Raw genomic sequence first — 16,977 nt, 5'->3', positions numbered from 1 at the left:
AGGGTGAGTCAAAAAATAAACTTTGACTCACCCTTTTTCTTTTGGTATATAAATATGAATAATAAACCTTTTTGTTGTTATCTCATGATGTGTACTTGTGCTTGCTATTACTTTCTTTCCGATTCTTTGATGTATCCGTGTCGGAAAGCATAAAGTAGTTCTTCGAGATCAGCAATTTGTTGACGGAGTTCTCTACCTTTGTCAGTATCAGCAACAAGCATCCTGCGATTACTCATCTCTACAATCTGAGTAGTTGATTTGATGTCTGTTCCTGTTCTGATAGCATCTTCAGTACTTGTAAAAGGCTCATGTTGTACCAATTGGAATCCTCTGGAATGATATACTAGGGTATAACCAGCAATACCCGTTTCATTATGGTAGGCTTTGCTGAATCCTCCATCGATAACCATCAGTTTTCCATTTGCTTTGACAGGATTTTCACCACTCGTTGCCCTTACTGGTACATGCCCATTGATGATATGTCGGTTCAGTCCTTCTACACCAAAGGAATCAAGGATTCTATCTATGACTTCCTCATTATCTCTTAGTTTGAAGTAATTGCCCTTTTCTTCATGCCATGTTTCCTTATCTTTGATGAAGTATCTTTCAAATGTAGCCATTTTGCTTTTATCAAACAGGGGACTATCTTTTCCGCACCATAAATAAAGAAAATAGTCGATGGCATATTGTCTTTCATCTGGGTCAGAATCATTTTGGAAAGCTGTTCTGATCAGCATATCGATGTTATGCAGTAATTTCCGACCTGCATATTTCCTTCCAGGAAATATCTCGACAGTTTTCAGGGAGCCGTCCTCATTCAATGGGATAGAAGCGTGGAACAATAAATTATTATTATAGATAGCATACATGCAACCATGTTGCAACATAGCACGCATGTGTTTATGCAATTTTTCGCTAACCATAAACGAGTGATGTAATTTACGCATGAGCAGTTTCTCTTCGTCAGTTAATGCGTTTGGATCTTTCTCATTAATGGTTGGAAAGTTACATGATGTCATTTCGTATTCCTTTCCATCTATATTAATAGTTCCATTCTTGTAGTCAATATGATTAAATAGACATCTTGATGTCATATCCCAATCAGGATGACTTTCGAAGATCTGGTTTTCCAGTTTAAACTGCAGAATAGATATTGCCTTGTGCATTTGGGCAGTCAGTCGACAAGTGCGTTCATCAAGATGGGAACCTTCTCCTGTTATTTTCGGGATGAATTCCTCGCAAGGATCATTCTTGTATGTTTCCATTGCAAAGGTAGCTAATGGTACAAGGTTGATACCATATCCCTCTTCAAGGGTTGCCAGATTGGCATACCTCAGCGATAAACGTATCACATTGCAGATACAAGCATTGTTTCCAGCAGCTGCTCCCATCCATAGAATGTCATGGTTTCCCCATTGAATATCCCAATTCTGACGATGGCGAAGATAATCCATGATGATGTGTGCTCCAGGTCCTCTATCATAGATGTCACCAAGGATATGTAGTTGATCGATAACGAGATGCTGGATGACATTTGCTATTGCAATGATAAAATCATCAGCCCTTCCCGTAGAAATTATAGTGTCGACGATGACATTTACATATGCAGTTTTATCCCTATCTTCTGTACGCTCATGAAGTAATTCCTGGATAATGTATGAAAAATCAGAAGGTAAGTTCTTTCTTACCTTTGAACGCGTATATTTGCTAGATACATCACGACAGACAGCTACGAGTTGATGTAGTGTAATGTGATACCAATCATCTATATCTTCCTCATTTTGTTTTACAAGTTCTAGCTTCTGTTCAGGATAATAAATTAGTGTGCATAGTTCCCGTTTCTCAGTTTCTCTTAGAGTATTACCGAAGAGATCGTTTACTTTGCGTTTGATATTACCCGATGCATTTTTCAGCACATGAATAAAAGCCTCATATTCTCCATGAATATCAGCAAGAAAATGTTCAGTACCTTTCGGAAGATTCAGAATAGCCTGAAGATTGATAATCTCGGTACTAGCATCTGCAATTGTTGGGAAAGATTGAGCTAATAGCTCAAGGTATCTCATATCTTTTTCTATCTCGTAATGCTTCATACGAATTAGTATTATATAATTACTATTCAGTAATTATCTTTTGTATTTGTTTTGATGTTTTGTCCTCGATAGCTTCTATAGGCATATATCCTTCAGTGAGTCCTGTAGTTTCTGCCATCACTTGAAAGACTCGTTGTGAGAACTTCCTGATCTTGAGTTGTTCGATTCTTTCTTCGAGGATATCATCGTTATATTCTGTGTCGTGAAGTAAAATTTGTAGTTTTTGGAGGTAGGAGAGAGGTATATTCTGATGTGGAATTCTACTCTCTATCTGTAGAAGCTGTTCTAGAATTGCGTCTTCGTTATCTTGTTCTTTATGTTCACCTAAAGATAAAGCTACTCTTTCTTTTATTTTTTCAGTTTTTCTTTGTTCATATTTTGCAATGACCTTATCATATAAGGATTTAAATTCTGCTTGCATCTCGGCTTCACTGATTTGGTGAGTCAATATGCAGTTACTTATTCTATAGATCTGAGAATTCCACTTCCGTTTTCTCAGATAGTCAAATTCTGCAACTGTTGTTGCCACAATAGCCTGAGCATCTTTAATTTCTTTCTTTTGGTATAGCATCCTCTGTATAGGCCGACGTGTCGTAGGTTTTTTCATATTCCAGAAAGAAATACCTCCTAATGGGCTAACGATATACGGGATTCCCATCTTTTTTGCCTTACGAGTAATCTTGTTCGCTTTAGAACTCCAAACACCAAGAATGTGGACGATATCAGCATCTTCCAGTCTATCAGTACGATTACAGTCCTGTAATATCCTCATGTAGTTTTGCCATACATAAGTTTTATTTGCTTTTGAAGTAATGTACAGATATATCTTCATATTTTAAAGTTTATGTGATGTGAAATCATTCTTGTCAGCTCGCAGATATTGCCATTTATGATATAAAATTCTCCATATAAAAGTTAGCTCATAAAATGGCATCTTAAATGTTGATATATTGCTATCAAATTGATGTACAGCTTTGTTGGCTGTTATCCAACGTATAGAAAACAAGAGAGCAATGCAGAAAATAGCTATTCCTAGTAATATAAAGTTCTCTTTTAATATACTGTAAATAACGGCGAAAATATTCAAACATAATGATGTATGTAACAAGACATTACATGTGTTTTTCCACAGTTTTGGTCGGATTGTACGGTCTAATACTGCTTTGCTTGCCAAATCATATAAATGAAGATATTTCCAAGTCTTTTTCGTAGGCTTATCTTCTAAGAGAATACATTCTGGTTCGCAGGCAATTAAAGTACCATTCCTTTTGGCATATTTATTGATGAGGAAGTTATATTCTCCTCGAATCAACTGAAGATTGCCACGAAATCCCTCTTGTGCCAAGAACTCGTCTTTCTTGAATCCTATTAAATGCATATTAGTACTAAAAGCAAGTTTGGTAGCTCTTTTCATGAAATCGCATGAACGCAAGATGTGCTCAAATCTTTTGTATTCAGATGTTGCCTCATCATACATAGTGACACCCATAACTAAATTGTTCTTATGTGTACAATATTGGCTAATTGCGTTCAGCCAACCTTCAGATTGTGGTCGGTTTGTTGGGTCGACAAGTAAAATCCAATTATAATGAGCAGCTTTTACACCAAGAGTAATTTGTAACTTCTTGCGGCTCATATATCTGCTGGATTCAGGAATAAGAGTATAGTATAATTTGTCACCCCATTCACCTTTCAAGCGTTTTAACACATCTATGGTATCATTATCGCCTCGTTCGGCAACAACAATAATTTGGAACTTTTTGTCAAAATTCTGATTAAGAAATAAAGGAAGATGATTTTCTAATTTTCTTGCCTGATCATGAGGGGTAAATATAATGCTAATTCCCTCATCTTCAAAAATTTCCCCCTTTGTTAAATTAGTCCTTACTCTTTTGAAGAATGGGTTAAATACGCATGCTGCTATTGTACAAAAAAGTACAATACAGCATGCTATAATTGTCAATGTATCTATTTCTAACATACTTGCAAAGATAAGTATTTTAATTAGAAAAAGATGATGGAATCCTAATTATTTTAGAAAACCGTAGATTTTACTTGAAGTCTTCTGTTATGTATCCAGTTGGAAGTTTCCTACAATTGTATTGACTTGCCATGATTTCGCCATATGCTCCAGCACTTCTTATCGCGATGAAATCACCTCTATGGCATTTGTTGATATCGATGGCTTTAGCAAAGACATCACTAGACTCGCAGATAGGTCCTACGACATCGTATGTCTCACAAGGCTCTTCGCTAGAGATATTCTCTATTTTGTGATAAGCCTGATATAAAGCAGGCCTGATAAGATCTGTCATACCAGCATCAACGATTGCAAATTGTTTTGCTGTACCTTGTTTAACATATAGAGTTTTGGTAATCAATGAACCCATCTGACCAACAACGGCCCTTCCAAGTTCAAAGTGTAGTTTTTGGCCAGGTCGCAAGTTTAGATGCTGGGCATAGGTATCGAAATAATCCTTAAAGTCAGGAATTGGCTTTCTGTTAGGATGATTATAATCAATTCCAAGTCCACCACCAACATTAATGTTTTCTACTTTAATATGGTGAAGTTCCAATTGGTTCTGTAAGTCATTGATACGATTGCAGAGTGCTATAAAGTCAGTCATATCAAGTATTTGACTTCCAATATGGAAATGAAGACCAACGAATTTGATATTTTTCATCTTACTGGCCTTTTCTATTACCTCTTCCATATCCTGCATAGCGATGCCGAATTTGTTTTCAGCTAATCCTGTTGTGATGTTTGCATGTGTATGTGCGCCTACATTCGGATTAATTCGAAAAGCAACTTGGGCAATTTTACCTTTCTTCTCTGCAAGTTCATTTATTACCTCAAGCTCAGGAATGCTTTCTACGTTGAAGCAAAAAATGTTGCAGTCGAGTCCAAGATTGATTTCCCAATCACTTTTGCCTACGCCTGCATATACAATTTTCTGACTTGGGAATCCAGCTTCGATACTTCTTTCTATTTCACCACCACTTACACAATCAGCTCCTAATCCTGCCTGACAGATGACATTAAGAACCTTTCTGTTAGCATTAGCTTTGATTGCATAGTGCACAACAAATCCTTCGTGTTTACTGGCTTCATTGTTGATGGCACGTAATGTTTCGCGGAGCAAATCTGTATCGTAGTAATAAAAAGGTGTACGAATTTGCTGGAATTTGTCTATAGGAAAATTTCCCTTCATGATTGTGTTGTGTTTGTCCTATTTTTAGTTTTTATTAAAGAGAACGTCGCTCAAACTTTGTAGTGCACGCTTCTTATCAGATTCCTTGATGAGGAAAGAGATGTTGTAATTGCTACCTCCATAACTAATCATTCTTACAGGAATATTCTTCATAGCTTCAGCAGCAATAGTTTCGAAGCCCAAATTACTCCAGTCAAGGTCGCCTACAACGCATACGATGCACATATCATTGTCGACAGTAACAGTTCCATATTTTTTCAATTCATCTACGATCTCATTGAGATGAGTATTATTGTCAATGCTCATGCTTACACCAACTTCCGATGTAGCAATCATATCAATAGGAGTCTGATAGCTTTCAAAGATCTCGAACACTTTACGAAGGAACCCCGTAGCTAAGAGCATACGAGAAGATTTTATTTTGATAGCTGTGATATTGTCTTTTGCTGCTACAGCCTTAATCTTACCACGTACAATGACATTGTCGATAATCGTTCCATCAGCTTTTGGATCCATGGTGTTCTTAAGTCTGACAGGTATACCGGCATACTTTGCAGGTTGAACACATGTAGGATGTAATATTTTGGCACCGAAATAAGCTAATTCGGCAGCTTCTTCAAAGTTGAGTTGTCGTACAGCTTCCGTTTTGTCTACAATACGAGGATCGTTATTGTGCATACCATCAATATCAGTCCATATTTGTATTTCTTCTGCAGGTAAGGCTGCACCGATGAGAGAAGCTGTATAGTCAGAACCACCACGTTGCAGATTATCTACCTCACCATAGGCATTTCGACAGATAAAGCCCTGTGTGATATAAATTTGATATCCCTCATTTTTCTTCATGATGTCATCAAGTTTCTCTTTAATGTATTGAGGGTCTGGTTCTGCGTTTTTGTCTGTGCGCATAAAGTCCAGAGCGTTGAGTAAGGTAGCCTTTACGCCAATTTCCTTTAGGTAGTTGACAACCATATTTGTACTCATGATCTCGCCCTGAGCAACGATACTTTTCTCTTCGAAACTAGTAAAAAGGTCTTTGGTGAAAGAACGCAGATAGTCAAATTCACCACATAGAAATTCTTGAGTAGCCTTTTTCATTTCATCAGTAGAGTAGAGATCTTCTACATGTTGCATGTATTTCTCCTCCAACTTATTGATAACTTCATTGGCACCTTCAGGATTTTTCTTATAGAGATAGTCGCTGATTTCAACGAGAGAATTAGTTGTTCCACTCATCGCAGAGAGTACAACGAATGTTGGTTCACCTGATTCAGTGATTAAGGAGGAAACTTCCTTCATGCGCTCTGGCGAGCCTACTGAAGTACCTCCGAATTTCATTACCTTCATAATCTATGTTTTTTAGTTGTTATCTTCTTCACCATCCTCAGTGAGGTCGAGATGATTATATTCTTTTGTCACATCGCTGATCATTCCATCCTTACAGCGGTATACGATACCTTGGAATTTGTCGAGCATTGGAATATTATGTGTAGTCATAACTACAGAAGTTCCAGTTGTTGTGACATCTTTTAGTAGCTTAATGATATTGGTTGCTGTCTCAGGATCAAGATTTCCTGTAGGTTCATCAGCGATAATAACCTTTGGCTTATTGAGAATAGCTCTAGCGATAGCAATTCGTTGCTGTTCACCTCCAGAAAGTTCGTGTGGCATTCTGTCTATCTTGTCAAGCATACCAACTTCATCCAAAACATCTTGGATGCGCTGTTGAATTTCCTTTTTATCTTTCCATCCTGTTGCCTGTAACACAAATTGCAGATTCTTCTTTACAGTTCTATCGTGTAATAATTGGAAATCCTGGAAGATAATACCCATTTCCTTTCTTAGAGCAGGGATATCTTTACGTTTGATTTCTAACAGGTCTCGCCCAAGTACCTCTGCCTTTTCATTTTCTTTTGAGTAGAGGTCAAGTTCGCAGTACATTGTTTTAAGGAGTGAACTCTTTCCAGAACCCACCTTTCCAATGATATAAATAAATTCTCCTTCATCTACATGAAAGTTCACATCCTTCAGTACGCAATTATCTTCTTGATATACGTCTACATTCTCGTAATCTATTAGCATAATGTCAATATTTTTATTTATCTATGATAAGTTCCATTAAATTTAGCAAGGCGGCGGTCTTTATCCCAATCAGGATTATGTCGCTTAAGAAGTTCTGCAGCAACATCCTCAATTCTTAATTCTTTATCAGATAGCAATACAATTAAATGATAAAGAATGTCGGAAACTTCGTATACGAGCTTCTCGTTGGTTCCAGAAACAGCTTCAATTACAGTCTCAAGTACTTCTTCTCCAACTTTTTGTGCTATTCTGTTAGTTCCTTTCTTAAATAGAGCCGTAGTATAGCTGCCTTCAGGCATATCTTCTTTCCTTTTGTTGATGAAATCTTGCAATTCACTTAAGAAGAGAATAGGATTGTATGTGTTATCTTCAGCCCAACATGTGTCAGTCCCCTTATGGCAAGTAGGTCCCATAGGGTGAACCTTTACAAGTAAAGTATCTTTATCGCAATCATTTTTAATGCTTACGAGGTTCAAGAAATTTCCTGAAGTTTCCCCCTTAGTCCAAAGACATTTGCGTGTTCTACTCCAGAATGTTACCTTTTTTGTTTCTATAGTTTTTTTGTAGGCTTCTTCATTCATATATCCCAGCATCAGAACGTTTTTTGTTACTGCGTCTTGTATAATTGCTGGCACGAGTCCACCCATCTTTTCAAAGTCTATTTCCATATTATAGTCTTACGTTTATATCATTATTTTTTAGATATGCTTTCAACTCTGATATTTTTATTTCTCCGAAATGAAAGACACTTGCGGCCAATGCTGCATCAGCTTTTCCTATGTTGAAAGCATCTTTGAAATGTTCCATCGTACCAGCACCACCACTGGCAATGATAGGTATGCTTACTTCTTCTGCAAGTCGAGCTAAAGCCTCGTTAGCAAATCCTTTCTTTATACCATCATGGTTCATCGAGGTAAAGAGAATTTCTCCGGCACCTTTATCTTCAACCTCTTTAGCCCAGTCGAATAATCCCAGTTCAATTCTTTCTCTTCCACCTTTGATGTAGCAATGCCAACCATCATCATCCATTCTTGCATCAATGGCGCAGACACAAACCTGTGAACCATAATGATTAGTTATTTCATTAATTAATTCAGGATGAAGAATAGCAGCACTGTTGACGCTCACCTTATCTGCTCCGGCATTTAGTAGTCTATCAACATCTTCAAGAGTATTGATACCACCGCCGACAGTGAATGGAATATTGATTTCCGCAGCCACGCGAGTCACCATGTCCGTGAAAGTCTTTCTGCCTTCATAGCTCGCTGTGATGTCTAGGAATACAAGTTCGTCGGCACCAGCGTCACTATATGCTTTGCCTAATTCCACAGGATCTCCGGCACTTCGCAAATTCACGAAGTTTGTTCCTTTTACAGTCTCTCCGTTCTTGACGTCGAGGCAAGGTACTATTCTTTTGGCTAATCCTTTGTTCATAGTAACTCTTTTATATTTATTTTTCCTTCATAAAAGGCTTTACCAAAAACAACAGCAGGAATTCCCAATCTATCGAGTTCGATAATATCCTTGTTGCTGGAAACACCACCGCTTGCAATGAGATGTAGGGTAGGGTATTCCTTCATGATTTCCTGATATAATTTGATAGCAGGCCCCTGCAAGGTTCCGTCTTTACTTATTTCTGTACACAATACTTTTTTGATACCTTTTTCTACGTATTGTTTGAGGAATGGTAGCAAGTCTTCTTCAGAGTCCTCTTTCCAACCATTTATACTAATCTTTCCATTCCTTACGTCAGCACCTAGAATAAGTCGATCTGCCCCATATTTCTCTACCCATTTCATAAATTGCTCGGGATGTGTGACAGCGACACTTCCAATGGTTACCATAGCTGCACCTGCATGGAAAGCCTTTTCGATATCCTCTTCGCTTTTGATACCTCCTCCAAAATCAACTATAAGTTTTGTGTTCTCAGTTATTTCCTTCAAAACCTTATCGTTGACAACATGCTTAGATTTTGCTCCGTCAAGGTCAACGACATGCAGACGCTTGAATCCTAGATGCTCAAAATGTTTTGCAACGCTAACAGGGTCATCATTGTAGACTTTTTTTTGAGCATAGTCACCTTTGGTCAATCTAACGCATTGCCCGTTGATAATATCTATTGCTGGAATCAGTTCTATATTCATAATTCGAGGAAATTCTTTAATATTTGCTCTCCGATTTTTCCACTTTTCTCAGGATGAAACTGACAAGTGTAGAAATTATCCTTGTGCATAGCAGCACTATAGGGGAGGATATAGTTTGCGGTAGCTATGGTTTCATTAGATAATGGAACATAATAGCTGTGGACAAAATAGGTATATGGGTGCTCTCTCAAACCTTCCAGAAGGGGAGTACTTAGATTATATATTTCATTCCATCCCATTGCTGGCACCTTATCTTCATGACGCTGAGGAGAAAATCTTTTTACTTCAGCATCAAAGATGCCAATACAATCCACGTCACCTTCTTCAGAATGTTTACATAGCAATTGTTGGCCAACACATATACCCAGAACAGGCTGTTTCAAATCAGCAATGACTTGGTCGAGATGATGTGCTCTGAGATAAGTCATGGCTTCTTTTGCATTACCTTGTCCCGGAAATAAGACTTTGTCAGCCTTGCAGAGTAACTCAGGATTGTCCGTTAATATAGGTTCAATTCCGAGTCGTTTCATGGCATTTACTACAGAATAGATATTTCCTGCATTGTATTTTACAATTGCTATTTGCATTATGAGAAGATAATAGTTTTGTTATGGTACGTTAGAATCTTTCTTTCTATATGTTTTGATACAGCTCTGCTTAAAACGATTTTCTCCAAATCTTTTCCCTTAAGTACAAGGCTTTCTGGGGTATCTTTATGTGTGATACGTGTTACGTCTTGTTCTATTATTGGTCCTGCATCGAGTTCAGCTGTTACATAATGACTTGTAGCACCAATGATTTTAACACCACGTTCCCATGCCTGATGATAAGGCTTTGCTCCAACAAAAGCAGGTAAGAAAGAATGGTGAATGTTGATAATATGATTTGGATACGACTTAATCATTTCATCGCTTATGATCTGCATATATCGAGCTAATACAATGAAAGTTACCTTTTCTTTCTTCAACAATTCCATTTCTGCTTTTTCTACTTCAGCCTTGTTGCTATGATCCTTTTTTATGCTCCAAACATAATATGGGATATTAAACTGTTCAGCAACATATCTCAAGTCTTCGTGGTTGCTGACGATACATGGAATCTCGACATTGAATTCACCAGCTTTGTATCTTGCCAGAAGATCATAAAGGCAATGGCTCATTTTGCTGACGAAGATAGCCATGCGAGGTTTTTCGTCATTAAAATAGAGGTTGAATTCCATGTCATACCTTTTGGCATAGAGAGTCGTGATTAAGTCTTTAATTTTTTCGCGTGGAATTAGGAATTTTTCGAGTTCCCATTCTATGCGCATAAAGAACATTCCATCTTCGTGGTCCACATATTGATCCAGATAAACAATATTTCCCTGATTATCTGTAATGAATTTGGTGACTTCTGTAATGATTCCCTGTTTATCAGGGCAATGTAGAAGTAATATTGCTGTTGGTTTCATTCTCAAATCTTTTACGTATCTCTTAGGTGCAAAGATACGAAAAAGTTTCAAATTAAAAGCAAAAATGAATGATTTTTTTGCAATTCGGCGCGAAAGCACGTATAATTATGCCTCTTTGCTATCAGCGGAGCGCAATATTACGGATGTTGCTCCTATTGTAAACAAAGTTCCGTCTTCGATAACTCGACGTTCTCTGTCACCAAGAATTTCATTGTCCACGAAAGTTCCTGTATAGCTTGGCCCATCTCTAAGAACATATTTAAGTTTCTTATTCTTGTCGTAACTTACGTTGATGACACAATGGTTCATGTCGATACTAGGATCAACTGTTTCGATAGGGCAGTTGATACCACTTCCTTTCATATATCTACCAATAACGTTGTCACCCAACTGTAGAGGAATTACCTGTTTGTAGTGGAAGACATTTTCAATGACAACAATACTTCCAAATCCCTTTTCGTTGGCATTTTCGTCTGGGTTCTCATCTTTTTGTGCATTTCTTAATTTAGAAACACCAAGTCGGATGCCAAACTCCTTACCACAGTCCGGACATTGGAATATTAATTTTTGGCCTGTTGTATATTTTGTTTCGTCAAATGGGATATAATGATCACATTTTGGACAGCGAACTCTTTTCATACAAAAACGATTTTAGTTTCTTACTTTTGTTATCCACCCATCACTGAATTCCTTCTGATTGTGAAGCTGATTCAAATACTTATAAGCTTCATTTTCAGTCTTGTATGTACCATAGATTACTTTGGTACTAGGGGTTGTGACAACACGAGCAGAACCCAAGCCCTTCTTTTTAAGTTGTTCTACATATTCCTGTGCGTTTGCTTTTGCAACACGGCTAGCGAGAACAATTGTATAATACTCCGAAGGTTCAACGTCTTTGTTGTCTGTCAACGATTTCGTTTCGTTAGTATTATTCTTATATACTATTGTCTTTTTGTTATTCTTCTTAACAGAATTCGCATTAACAGAAGTTCTCATTGTACATTCCTCCTTAGGCATGATTCTGTTCAATAATCCAGTATCGATTTTACTACGTGTAATCGCATTTGAATCATTGTTTCCTAAAGGAGTAGCAACTGCGAAGAAGACGATTATAGCAATACATGCTGCTGCCAAGTTGCGCAGAACGCTCATCTTGAACTGCAAACTTACAACCTTGTCATCTTCCTCCTGTTCAATATCGTTGAAGATACTTTGTGTTGTAGTCAGAGTAACAGTAGGCGTTGGTTGGAGAGAATTTGCAGTGACCTTTTCCTCTTCGGCAATAGTTTGAAGACTTTTCATCTCGAAACTACTTAAACCATATAAATTAGGGGTTAATATGCCAGCCTCACATGGTTCGAATATATAGCTGCCGACTTCATTAAGGCGTAGGGTTCCTACGTCTGTAAGTTCATAGCTACCATAATTTTCCAAATGCTGTTTAAGTTCGTTTACTTCATCGCTGATACGATTCACAGCTTCTGGATAACTAATATCGTATGCTTCAACATAACTCTGCGCAAGGAGAGAATCATTCATCTTGAGCTGAGGGTTGAAACCTATCGTACGGAGAGGAGGCAAAAACAAATTCTCGTTTTTGTCGTAACGTGCGTCAACATGATGTGCCATAAATCCTCCAAAATCAGGGACTATGACACAGTCATTGCTGAGTAACAGTATTTCTATATGTCTATCAAGTTCAATCACGTTTGCAAATTTAACCAAAAAGTTCGAATGTTCCAAATATTTTTAATGATTAAATATAAAAAGTTTGAAATACTTTTCTAGCTCAATATATTTTGTTACCTTTGCCGTATATTTTATAATGTAATCTAATTAAAAGAATTTGATTCTATCACAATAATGCGTAAGTCGATTACTTTTTTGTTTTTATTAATTGTGGTTCTTTCAGGCTGTAAACGTCAGGAACCTAAGACCATCTCGATAGGAGAGGATCGTCAGGCTAAAAAGTTACTCCAAGGTATCTGGGTTAATGATGATGACGACGATGTAGCTTTCCGAGCTAAAGGAGATACCATTTATTATCCTGATTCTACGAGTCAACCTGTGTATTTCCGTATCTATGGAGACACGTTAGAGTTGAGGGGTGCAAATTCTGTGAAATATCAGATTGTGAAGCAGTCTGCTCATCTCTTTCAGTTTAAGAATCAGAACGGAGAAACGGTGAAACTGGTCAAGAGTGATGATCCTATCGATAAGATTGAGTTTATTGGTAAACGTCCTGTAGCTCTGAATCAGAACCAGTTGATCAAGCGAGATTCGATATTAATGTATAATGGAGAGCGTTATCATACCTATATTCAGGTAAACCCAACGACATATAAGGTTGTGAAGCCAGTTTATAATGATGAAGGTGTTGAGGTTGATAATGTTTATTACGATAATATCATCCATATTAGCGTGTTCCAAGGTGCCCGTCAACTATTCTCACGTGATTTTAAAAAGAAAGACTTCTCAGGAAAGATTCCTTCTGCATATTTACGTCAAAGCATTCTTAGTGATATTCTGTTTGATAGAATAGATGCTGCTGGTTTGCATTTTATATCTGAAATAGCCATCCCAGATAGTCCAAGTAGCTATCAGGTTGATATTCTGATCTCTTTTGATGGTAAGATGACCAAGAAGGTAGAGTAGAGGAATACATCTTATATATGTAAAAAGGCACAAGTTTTAAACTTGTGCCTTTTTATTGTCTTTTGTTTAGCTTTATACTCCGCAGAAGAAGAGTACAATGATTTGTGCTGTAAGAATTCTAAGGAACATACTTAGAGGATATACTGTAGAATAACCTACCGCAGAAGCCTCACCAATACATTCGCTGTTAGCGTAAGCTAAAGCAGGAGGGTCCGTATATGCACCCGAGATCATACCCATAATAGTAAAGTAATTGAATTTATACTTCAAACGGGCGATAGTTGCCACTATTAATATAGGTATTACAGTAATGATAAAACCGGTATATACATATTTTAGTCCATCTCCAGCCACAACAGTTTCCCAGAACCCATTACCAGCTTTGATACCAACGGAAGCTAGGAATAATACCAGTCCAAATTCTCGTAGCATCATATTTGCCGAAGTTGTGGTATAGGTAACCAAACCCATACGATAACCGAAACGGCCGATGAGGATAGCTATGATCAATGGACCACCAGCAAGACCGAGTTTCATAGGAACAGGCATACCAGGAATAGCGATTGGTAGGCTACCAAAGATCAAACCAACGATTATACCCACGAAGATCGTTGCGATATTTGGTGCGTTCAAGCGTTTTTCAGAGTTTCCCATTAGTTCTGCAACACGATTGACATTCTCCTCCGGACCAACAACCATTACGCGGTCTCCAACATGGAAATGGTGGTTACGGCTAGCGAAGAGATCCATTCCCTGTCGGGTAATTCTGGTAATGTTGACGCCATAAAGAGAAGAAAAATGCATTTTGCCCAAACTCTTTCCGTTCATAGAAGAGTTGGTTACCACAATTCGACGGCTGATCATTGGCTGTGGTTGATTTTCTTCGTCCCAGTTAACTTCAATCTCAGGACCAATGAAAGCTTTGATAGCTTCAGCATCAGATTCGGCGCATACGATGAGAACTTCATCATTTAGTTCTATCTTGGTGTCACGCATAGGTGTGCTCAAGGCACCTTCATGCATGATACGAGTGCATACAATGTCGCGATTCAAGAATTTAGAGATCTCTTCCAAAGTTCTTCCTGCGATGTATGAGTTAGCCACCTTTAGATGCATAGGGTGTGGTTTAGCATGTGGATCCTCTGCTTCAGCCTCTTTGATAGCCTCGTTCTCTTTATTAAAGTTGACCTTGCAGATATATTTTACCACAATCGTAGAGAGGATGATACCGAGAACACCAAGAGGGTAGGCGCAAGCATAACCCGAAGCGATAATAGGAATCTGTCCGTTAGGGAAAACAGAACGCAAAGCCTCATTGGCAGCACCAAGACCAGGAGTGTTTGTTACGGCACCATAGAGAGTACCTACCATCATAGGGAGGTTGTTTTTGTCTGATGTATCAAAGAAGATATAATAACAAGCGAACATGACCAGCACATTGAGTACGATAGCCAGAGCGCTAAGCATATTTAGTTTTATACCATCTTTTCCGAAACTCTCGAAGAAACCAGGACCAACCTGAAGTCCGACCATGAAGACGAACAGAATCAGACCGAAATCCTGTAGAAAGTTGAGTACAGGCAAAGTACCGGTAAAACCGATATGTCCTGCAACGATACCAGCAAAAAGTACGAATGTTACGCCAAGAGAGATACCTTTGAATTTAATTTTTCCGAGGTAAACACCTATAGCTATAACAAGAGAATAGAGTAACGCAATATGCGCTACTCCATCCTGTTCTGTAAATAGATTAATTATCCAATCCATTAAATAATCTATTTATTATGTTTATTTTTCGATTGCTGCTACACCTGGGAGTTCCTTACCCTCGATAGCCTCAAGAAGAGCACCACCACCGGTAGAGATGTAAGAAACCTGATCAGCAAGACCGAACTTGTTGATACAAGCTACAGAGTCACCACCACCGATCAGAGAGAATGCACCCTCCTTTGTAGCTTCAGCGATAGCCTCAGCGATAGCCTTAGAGCCACCAGCGAAGTTGTCAAACTCGAATACACCAGCAGGACCGTTCCAAAGAATTGTCTTGCTACCCTTGATAGCGTTAGCGAAAGCCTTACGAGTGTCAGGACCTGCATCCATACCTTCCCAACCTTCAGGGATGTTCATAGAAGGAGCTACCTGAGTGTTAGCGTCGTTCTTGAAGTCATCACCACAGATAGAGTCTGTACCGAGTACGAGGTTTACGTTGTTCTCTTTAGCCTTCTTCATTACGTCAAGAGCAACATCCAACTTGTCATCCTCGCAGATAGACTTACCGATCTTACCACCCTGAGCCTTAGCGAAAGTATATGTCATACCACCACAAAGAATCAAGTTATCTACCTTTGTAAGAAGGTTCTCGATGATACCGATCTTTGTAGAAACCTTAGAACCACCCATGATAGCGGTGAAAGGACGCTTAATGTTATTCAATACGTTATCAACAGCCTTAACCTCTTTCTCCATCAAGTAGCCAAGCATCTTGTGATCCTTGTCGAAGTTGTCAGCGATAACAGCTGTAGAAGCGTGCTTACGGTGAGCTGTACCGAATGCATCCATTACGTAAACGTCAGCATAAGAAGCCAATTTCTTAGCGAACTCCTTCTGACGGTTTTTCATTTCTGCCTTAGCAGCATCATACTCAGGAGTACCCTTTTCTACACCTACTGGTTTACCTTCCTCTTCAGGATAGTAACGAAGGTTCTCAAGGAGGAGAGCCTCACCTGGCTTAAGAGCTGCAGCCTCTGCATCAGCTTTACCACAATCAGCAGCGAACTTAACCTCAACGCCGAGGTTGTTGCTTACATTCTTAACGATCTGCTTAAGAGAAAGTTCTGGCTTAACTTTGCCTTTTGGCTTACCCATGTGGCTCATCATGATCAGAGCACCACCATCAGCAAGTACCTTCTTCAAGGTTGGAAGAGCACCCTTGATACGAGTCTCGTCAGTTACATTACCATTTTCGTCCAATGGAACATTGAAGTCTACACGAACGATTGCCTTGTGACCGGCAAAGTTGAAATCTTCGATTTTCATTTTAATATTGAATTAAATAAGTTAAAATTATCACTTTTACGCAGCGCAAAATTACAAATTTTCTTTTAATTAAAGAAAGCTGTTTTTGTTTTTCTTCGAAAAAAGTGTGCAATCTACAAGAATTGTAAACTCTGCTTAGCATTTTTAATTCGGCTCATTCAATAAGTGTATAAATCTTATCGGATGAATCTTAGATATTTATAATATTTTAAACTTTTGTCGGGAATTGTTAAATGAAAAATGGTTCCACTTATTGTTCTATCTAGAAAATTCCGGGCCCCTCTAAGTGTCTCAATAGTATGAAA

The 16,977-nt window shown here is 38.3% G+C and carries 16 protein-coding genes; 1 reads left to right on the top strand and 15 read right to left on the bottom strand.

The window, feature by feature from the left end; all coding sequences use genetic code 11:
• Positions 1-107: 107 nt before the first annotated feature.
• From K333_RS0103685 to K333_RS0103625, 13 genes are all read right to left on the bottom strand, one after another.
• Positions 108-2,093, bottom strand: a complete 1,986-nt coding sequence (locus K333_RS0103685) for a fructose-bisphosphatase class III (protein ID WP_024989328.1) — start codon at positions 2,091-2,093, stop codon at positions 108-110.
• Positions 2,094-2,115: 22 nt separating this feature from the next.
• Positions 2,116-2,925, bottom strand: a complete 810-nt coding sequence (locus tag K333_RS11870; protein ID WP_024989327.1) for a glycosyltransferase family protein — start codon at positions 2,923-2,925, stop codon at positions 2,116-2,118.
• Positions 2,926-2,928: 3 nt separating this feature from the next.
• Positions 2,929-4,074: a glycosyltransferase family protein gene (locus K333_RS0103675; RefSeq protein ID WP_024989326.1), complete on the bottom strand. Its 1,146-nt coding sequence runs from the start codon at positions 4,072-4,074 to the stop codon at positions 2,929-2,931.
• Positions 4,075-4,144: 70 nt separating this feature from the next.
• A complete protein-coding gene (gene lysA, locus K333_RS0103670; RefSeq protein ID WP_024989325.1) occupies positions 4,145-5,305 on the bottom strand; it encodes a diaminopimelate decarboxylase in 1,161 nt (386 codons plus the stop codon).
• Positions 5,306-5,329: 24 nt separating this feature from the next.
• On the bottom strand, positions 5,330-6,652 hold the full coding sequence (locus K333_RS0103665) for an aspartate kinase (RefSeq protein WP_024989324.1): 1,323 nt from the start codon (positions 6,650-6,652) through the stop codon (positions 5,330-5,332).
• A 12-nt stretch (positions 6,653-6,664) separates the two neighbouring features.
• On the bottom strand, positions 6,665-7,387 hold the full coding sequence (locus K333_RS0103660; RefSeq protein ID WP_024989323.1) for a cell division ATP-binding protein FtsE: 723 nt from the start codon (positions 7,385-7,387) through the stop codon (positions 6,665-6,667).
• A 17-nt stretch (positions 7,388-7,404) separates the two neighbouring features.
• Positions 7,405-8,055, bottom strand: coding sequence for a bifunctional phosphoribosyl-AMP cyclohydrolase/phosphoribosyl-ATP diphosphatase HisIE (gene hisIE / locus K333_RS0103655; RefSeq protein WP_027452345.1), 651 nt, complete (start codon positions 8,053-8,055; stop codon positions 7,405-7,407).
• 1 nt (position 8,056) lies between these two features.
• Entirely contained in the window at positions 8,057-8,821 is a 765-nt protein-coding gene (hisF, locus tag K333_RS0103650; protein ID WP_024989322.1) for an imidazole glycerol phosphate synthase subunit HisF, read from the bottom strand.
• On the bottom strand, positions 8,818-9,531 hold the full coding sequence (gene hisA / locus K333_RS0103645; protein WP_024989321.1) for a 1-(5-phosphoribosyl)-5-[(5-phosphoribosylamino)methylideneamino]imidazole-4-carboxamide isomerase: 714 nt from the start codon (positions 9,529-9,531) through the stop codon (positions 8,818-8,820). Before hisA ends, hisF begins: the two co-directional genes overlap by 4 nt.
• On the bottom strand, positions 9,528-10,118 hold the full coding sequence (hisH, locus tag K333_RS0103640) for an imidazole glycerol phosphate synthase subunit HisH (RefSeq protein WP_024989320.1): 591 nt from the start codon (positions 10,116-10,118) through the stop codon (positions 9,528-9,530). The genes hisA and hisH overlap by 4 nt, the downstream gene beginning before the upstream one ends.
• Positions 10,118-10,981, bottom strand: a complete 864-nt coding sequence (gene purU / locus K333_RS0103635) for a formyltetrahydrofolate deformylase (RefSeq protein WP_024989319.1) — start codon at positions 10,979-10,981, stop codon at positions 10,118-10,120. Before purU ends, hisH begins: the two co-directional genes overlap by 1 nt.
• Positions 10,982-11,086: 105 nt before the next feature.
• Positions 11,087-11,620, bottom strand: a complete 534-nt coding sequence (locus K333_RS0103630) for an FHA domain-containing protein (protein ID WP_024989318.1) — start codon at positions 11,618-11,620, stop codon at positions 11,087-11,089.
• A gap of 12 nt (positions 11,621-11,632) precedes the next feature.
• The gene (locus K333_RS0103625; RefSeq protein WP_027452344.1) at positions 11,633-12,688 is read right to left on the bottom strand and encodes an HU domain-containing protein; all 1,056 of its coding nucleotides are present in this window, start codon (positions 12,686-12,688) and stop codon (positions 11,633-11,635) included.
• A 156-nt stretch (positions 12,689-12,844) separates the two neighbouring features.
• Here K333_RS0103625 and K333_RS0103620 point away from each other — a divergent pair, with 156 nt between their 5' ends.
• Positions 12,845-13,636 carry a DUF4738 domain-containing protein gene (locus K333_RS0103620; RefSeq protein WP_024989317.1) on the top strand — a complete coding sequence of 264 codons (792 nt, stop codon included), beginning with the start codon at positions 12,845-12,847 and terminating at the stop codon, positions 13,634-13,636.
• A 72-nt stretch (positions 13,637-13,708) separates the two neighbouring features.
• Here the strand turns inward: K333_RS0103620 and K333_RS0103615 are convergent, their stop codons facing one another.
• A complete protein-coding gene (locus K333_RS0103615; RefSeq protein WP_027452343.1) occupies positions 13,709-15,403 on the bottom strand; it encodes a putative transporter in 1,695 nt (564 codons plus the stop codon).
• Between the two features lie 21 nt (positions 15,404-15,424).
• Positions 15,425-16,672: a phosphoglycerate kinase gene (locus K333_RS0103610; RefSeq protein WP_024989316.1), complete on the bottom strand. Its 1,248-nt coding sequence runs from the start codon at positions 16,670-16,672 to the stop codon at positions 15,425-15,427.
• Positions 16,673-16,977: the final 305 nt, after the last annotated feature.

The sequence above is a fragment of the Segatella albensis DSM 11370 = JCM 12258 genome (genome assembly GCF_000426565.1).
Lineage (GTDB): Bacteria > Bacteroidota > Bacteroidia > Bacteroidales > Bacteroidaceae > Prevotella > Prevotella albensis.
Note: the sequence above shows the minus strand (reverse complement) of the source record. Positions and strands in the feature narration are given on the sequence as shown.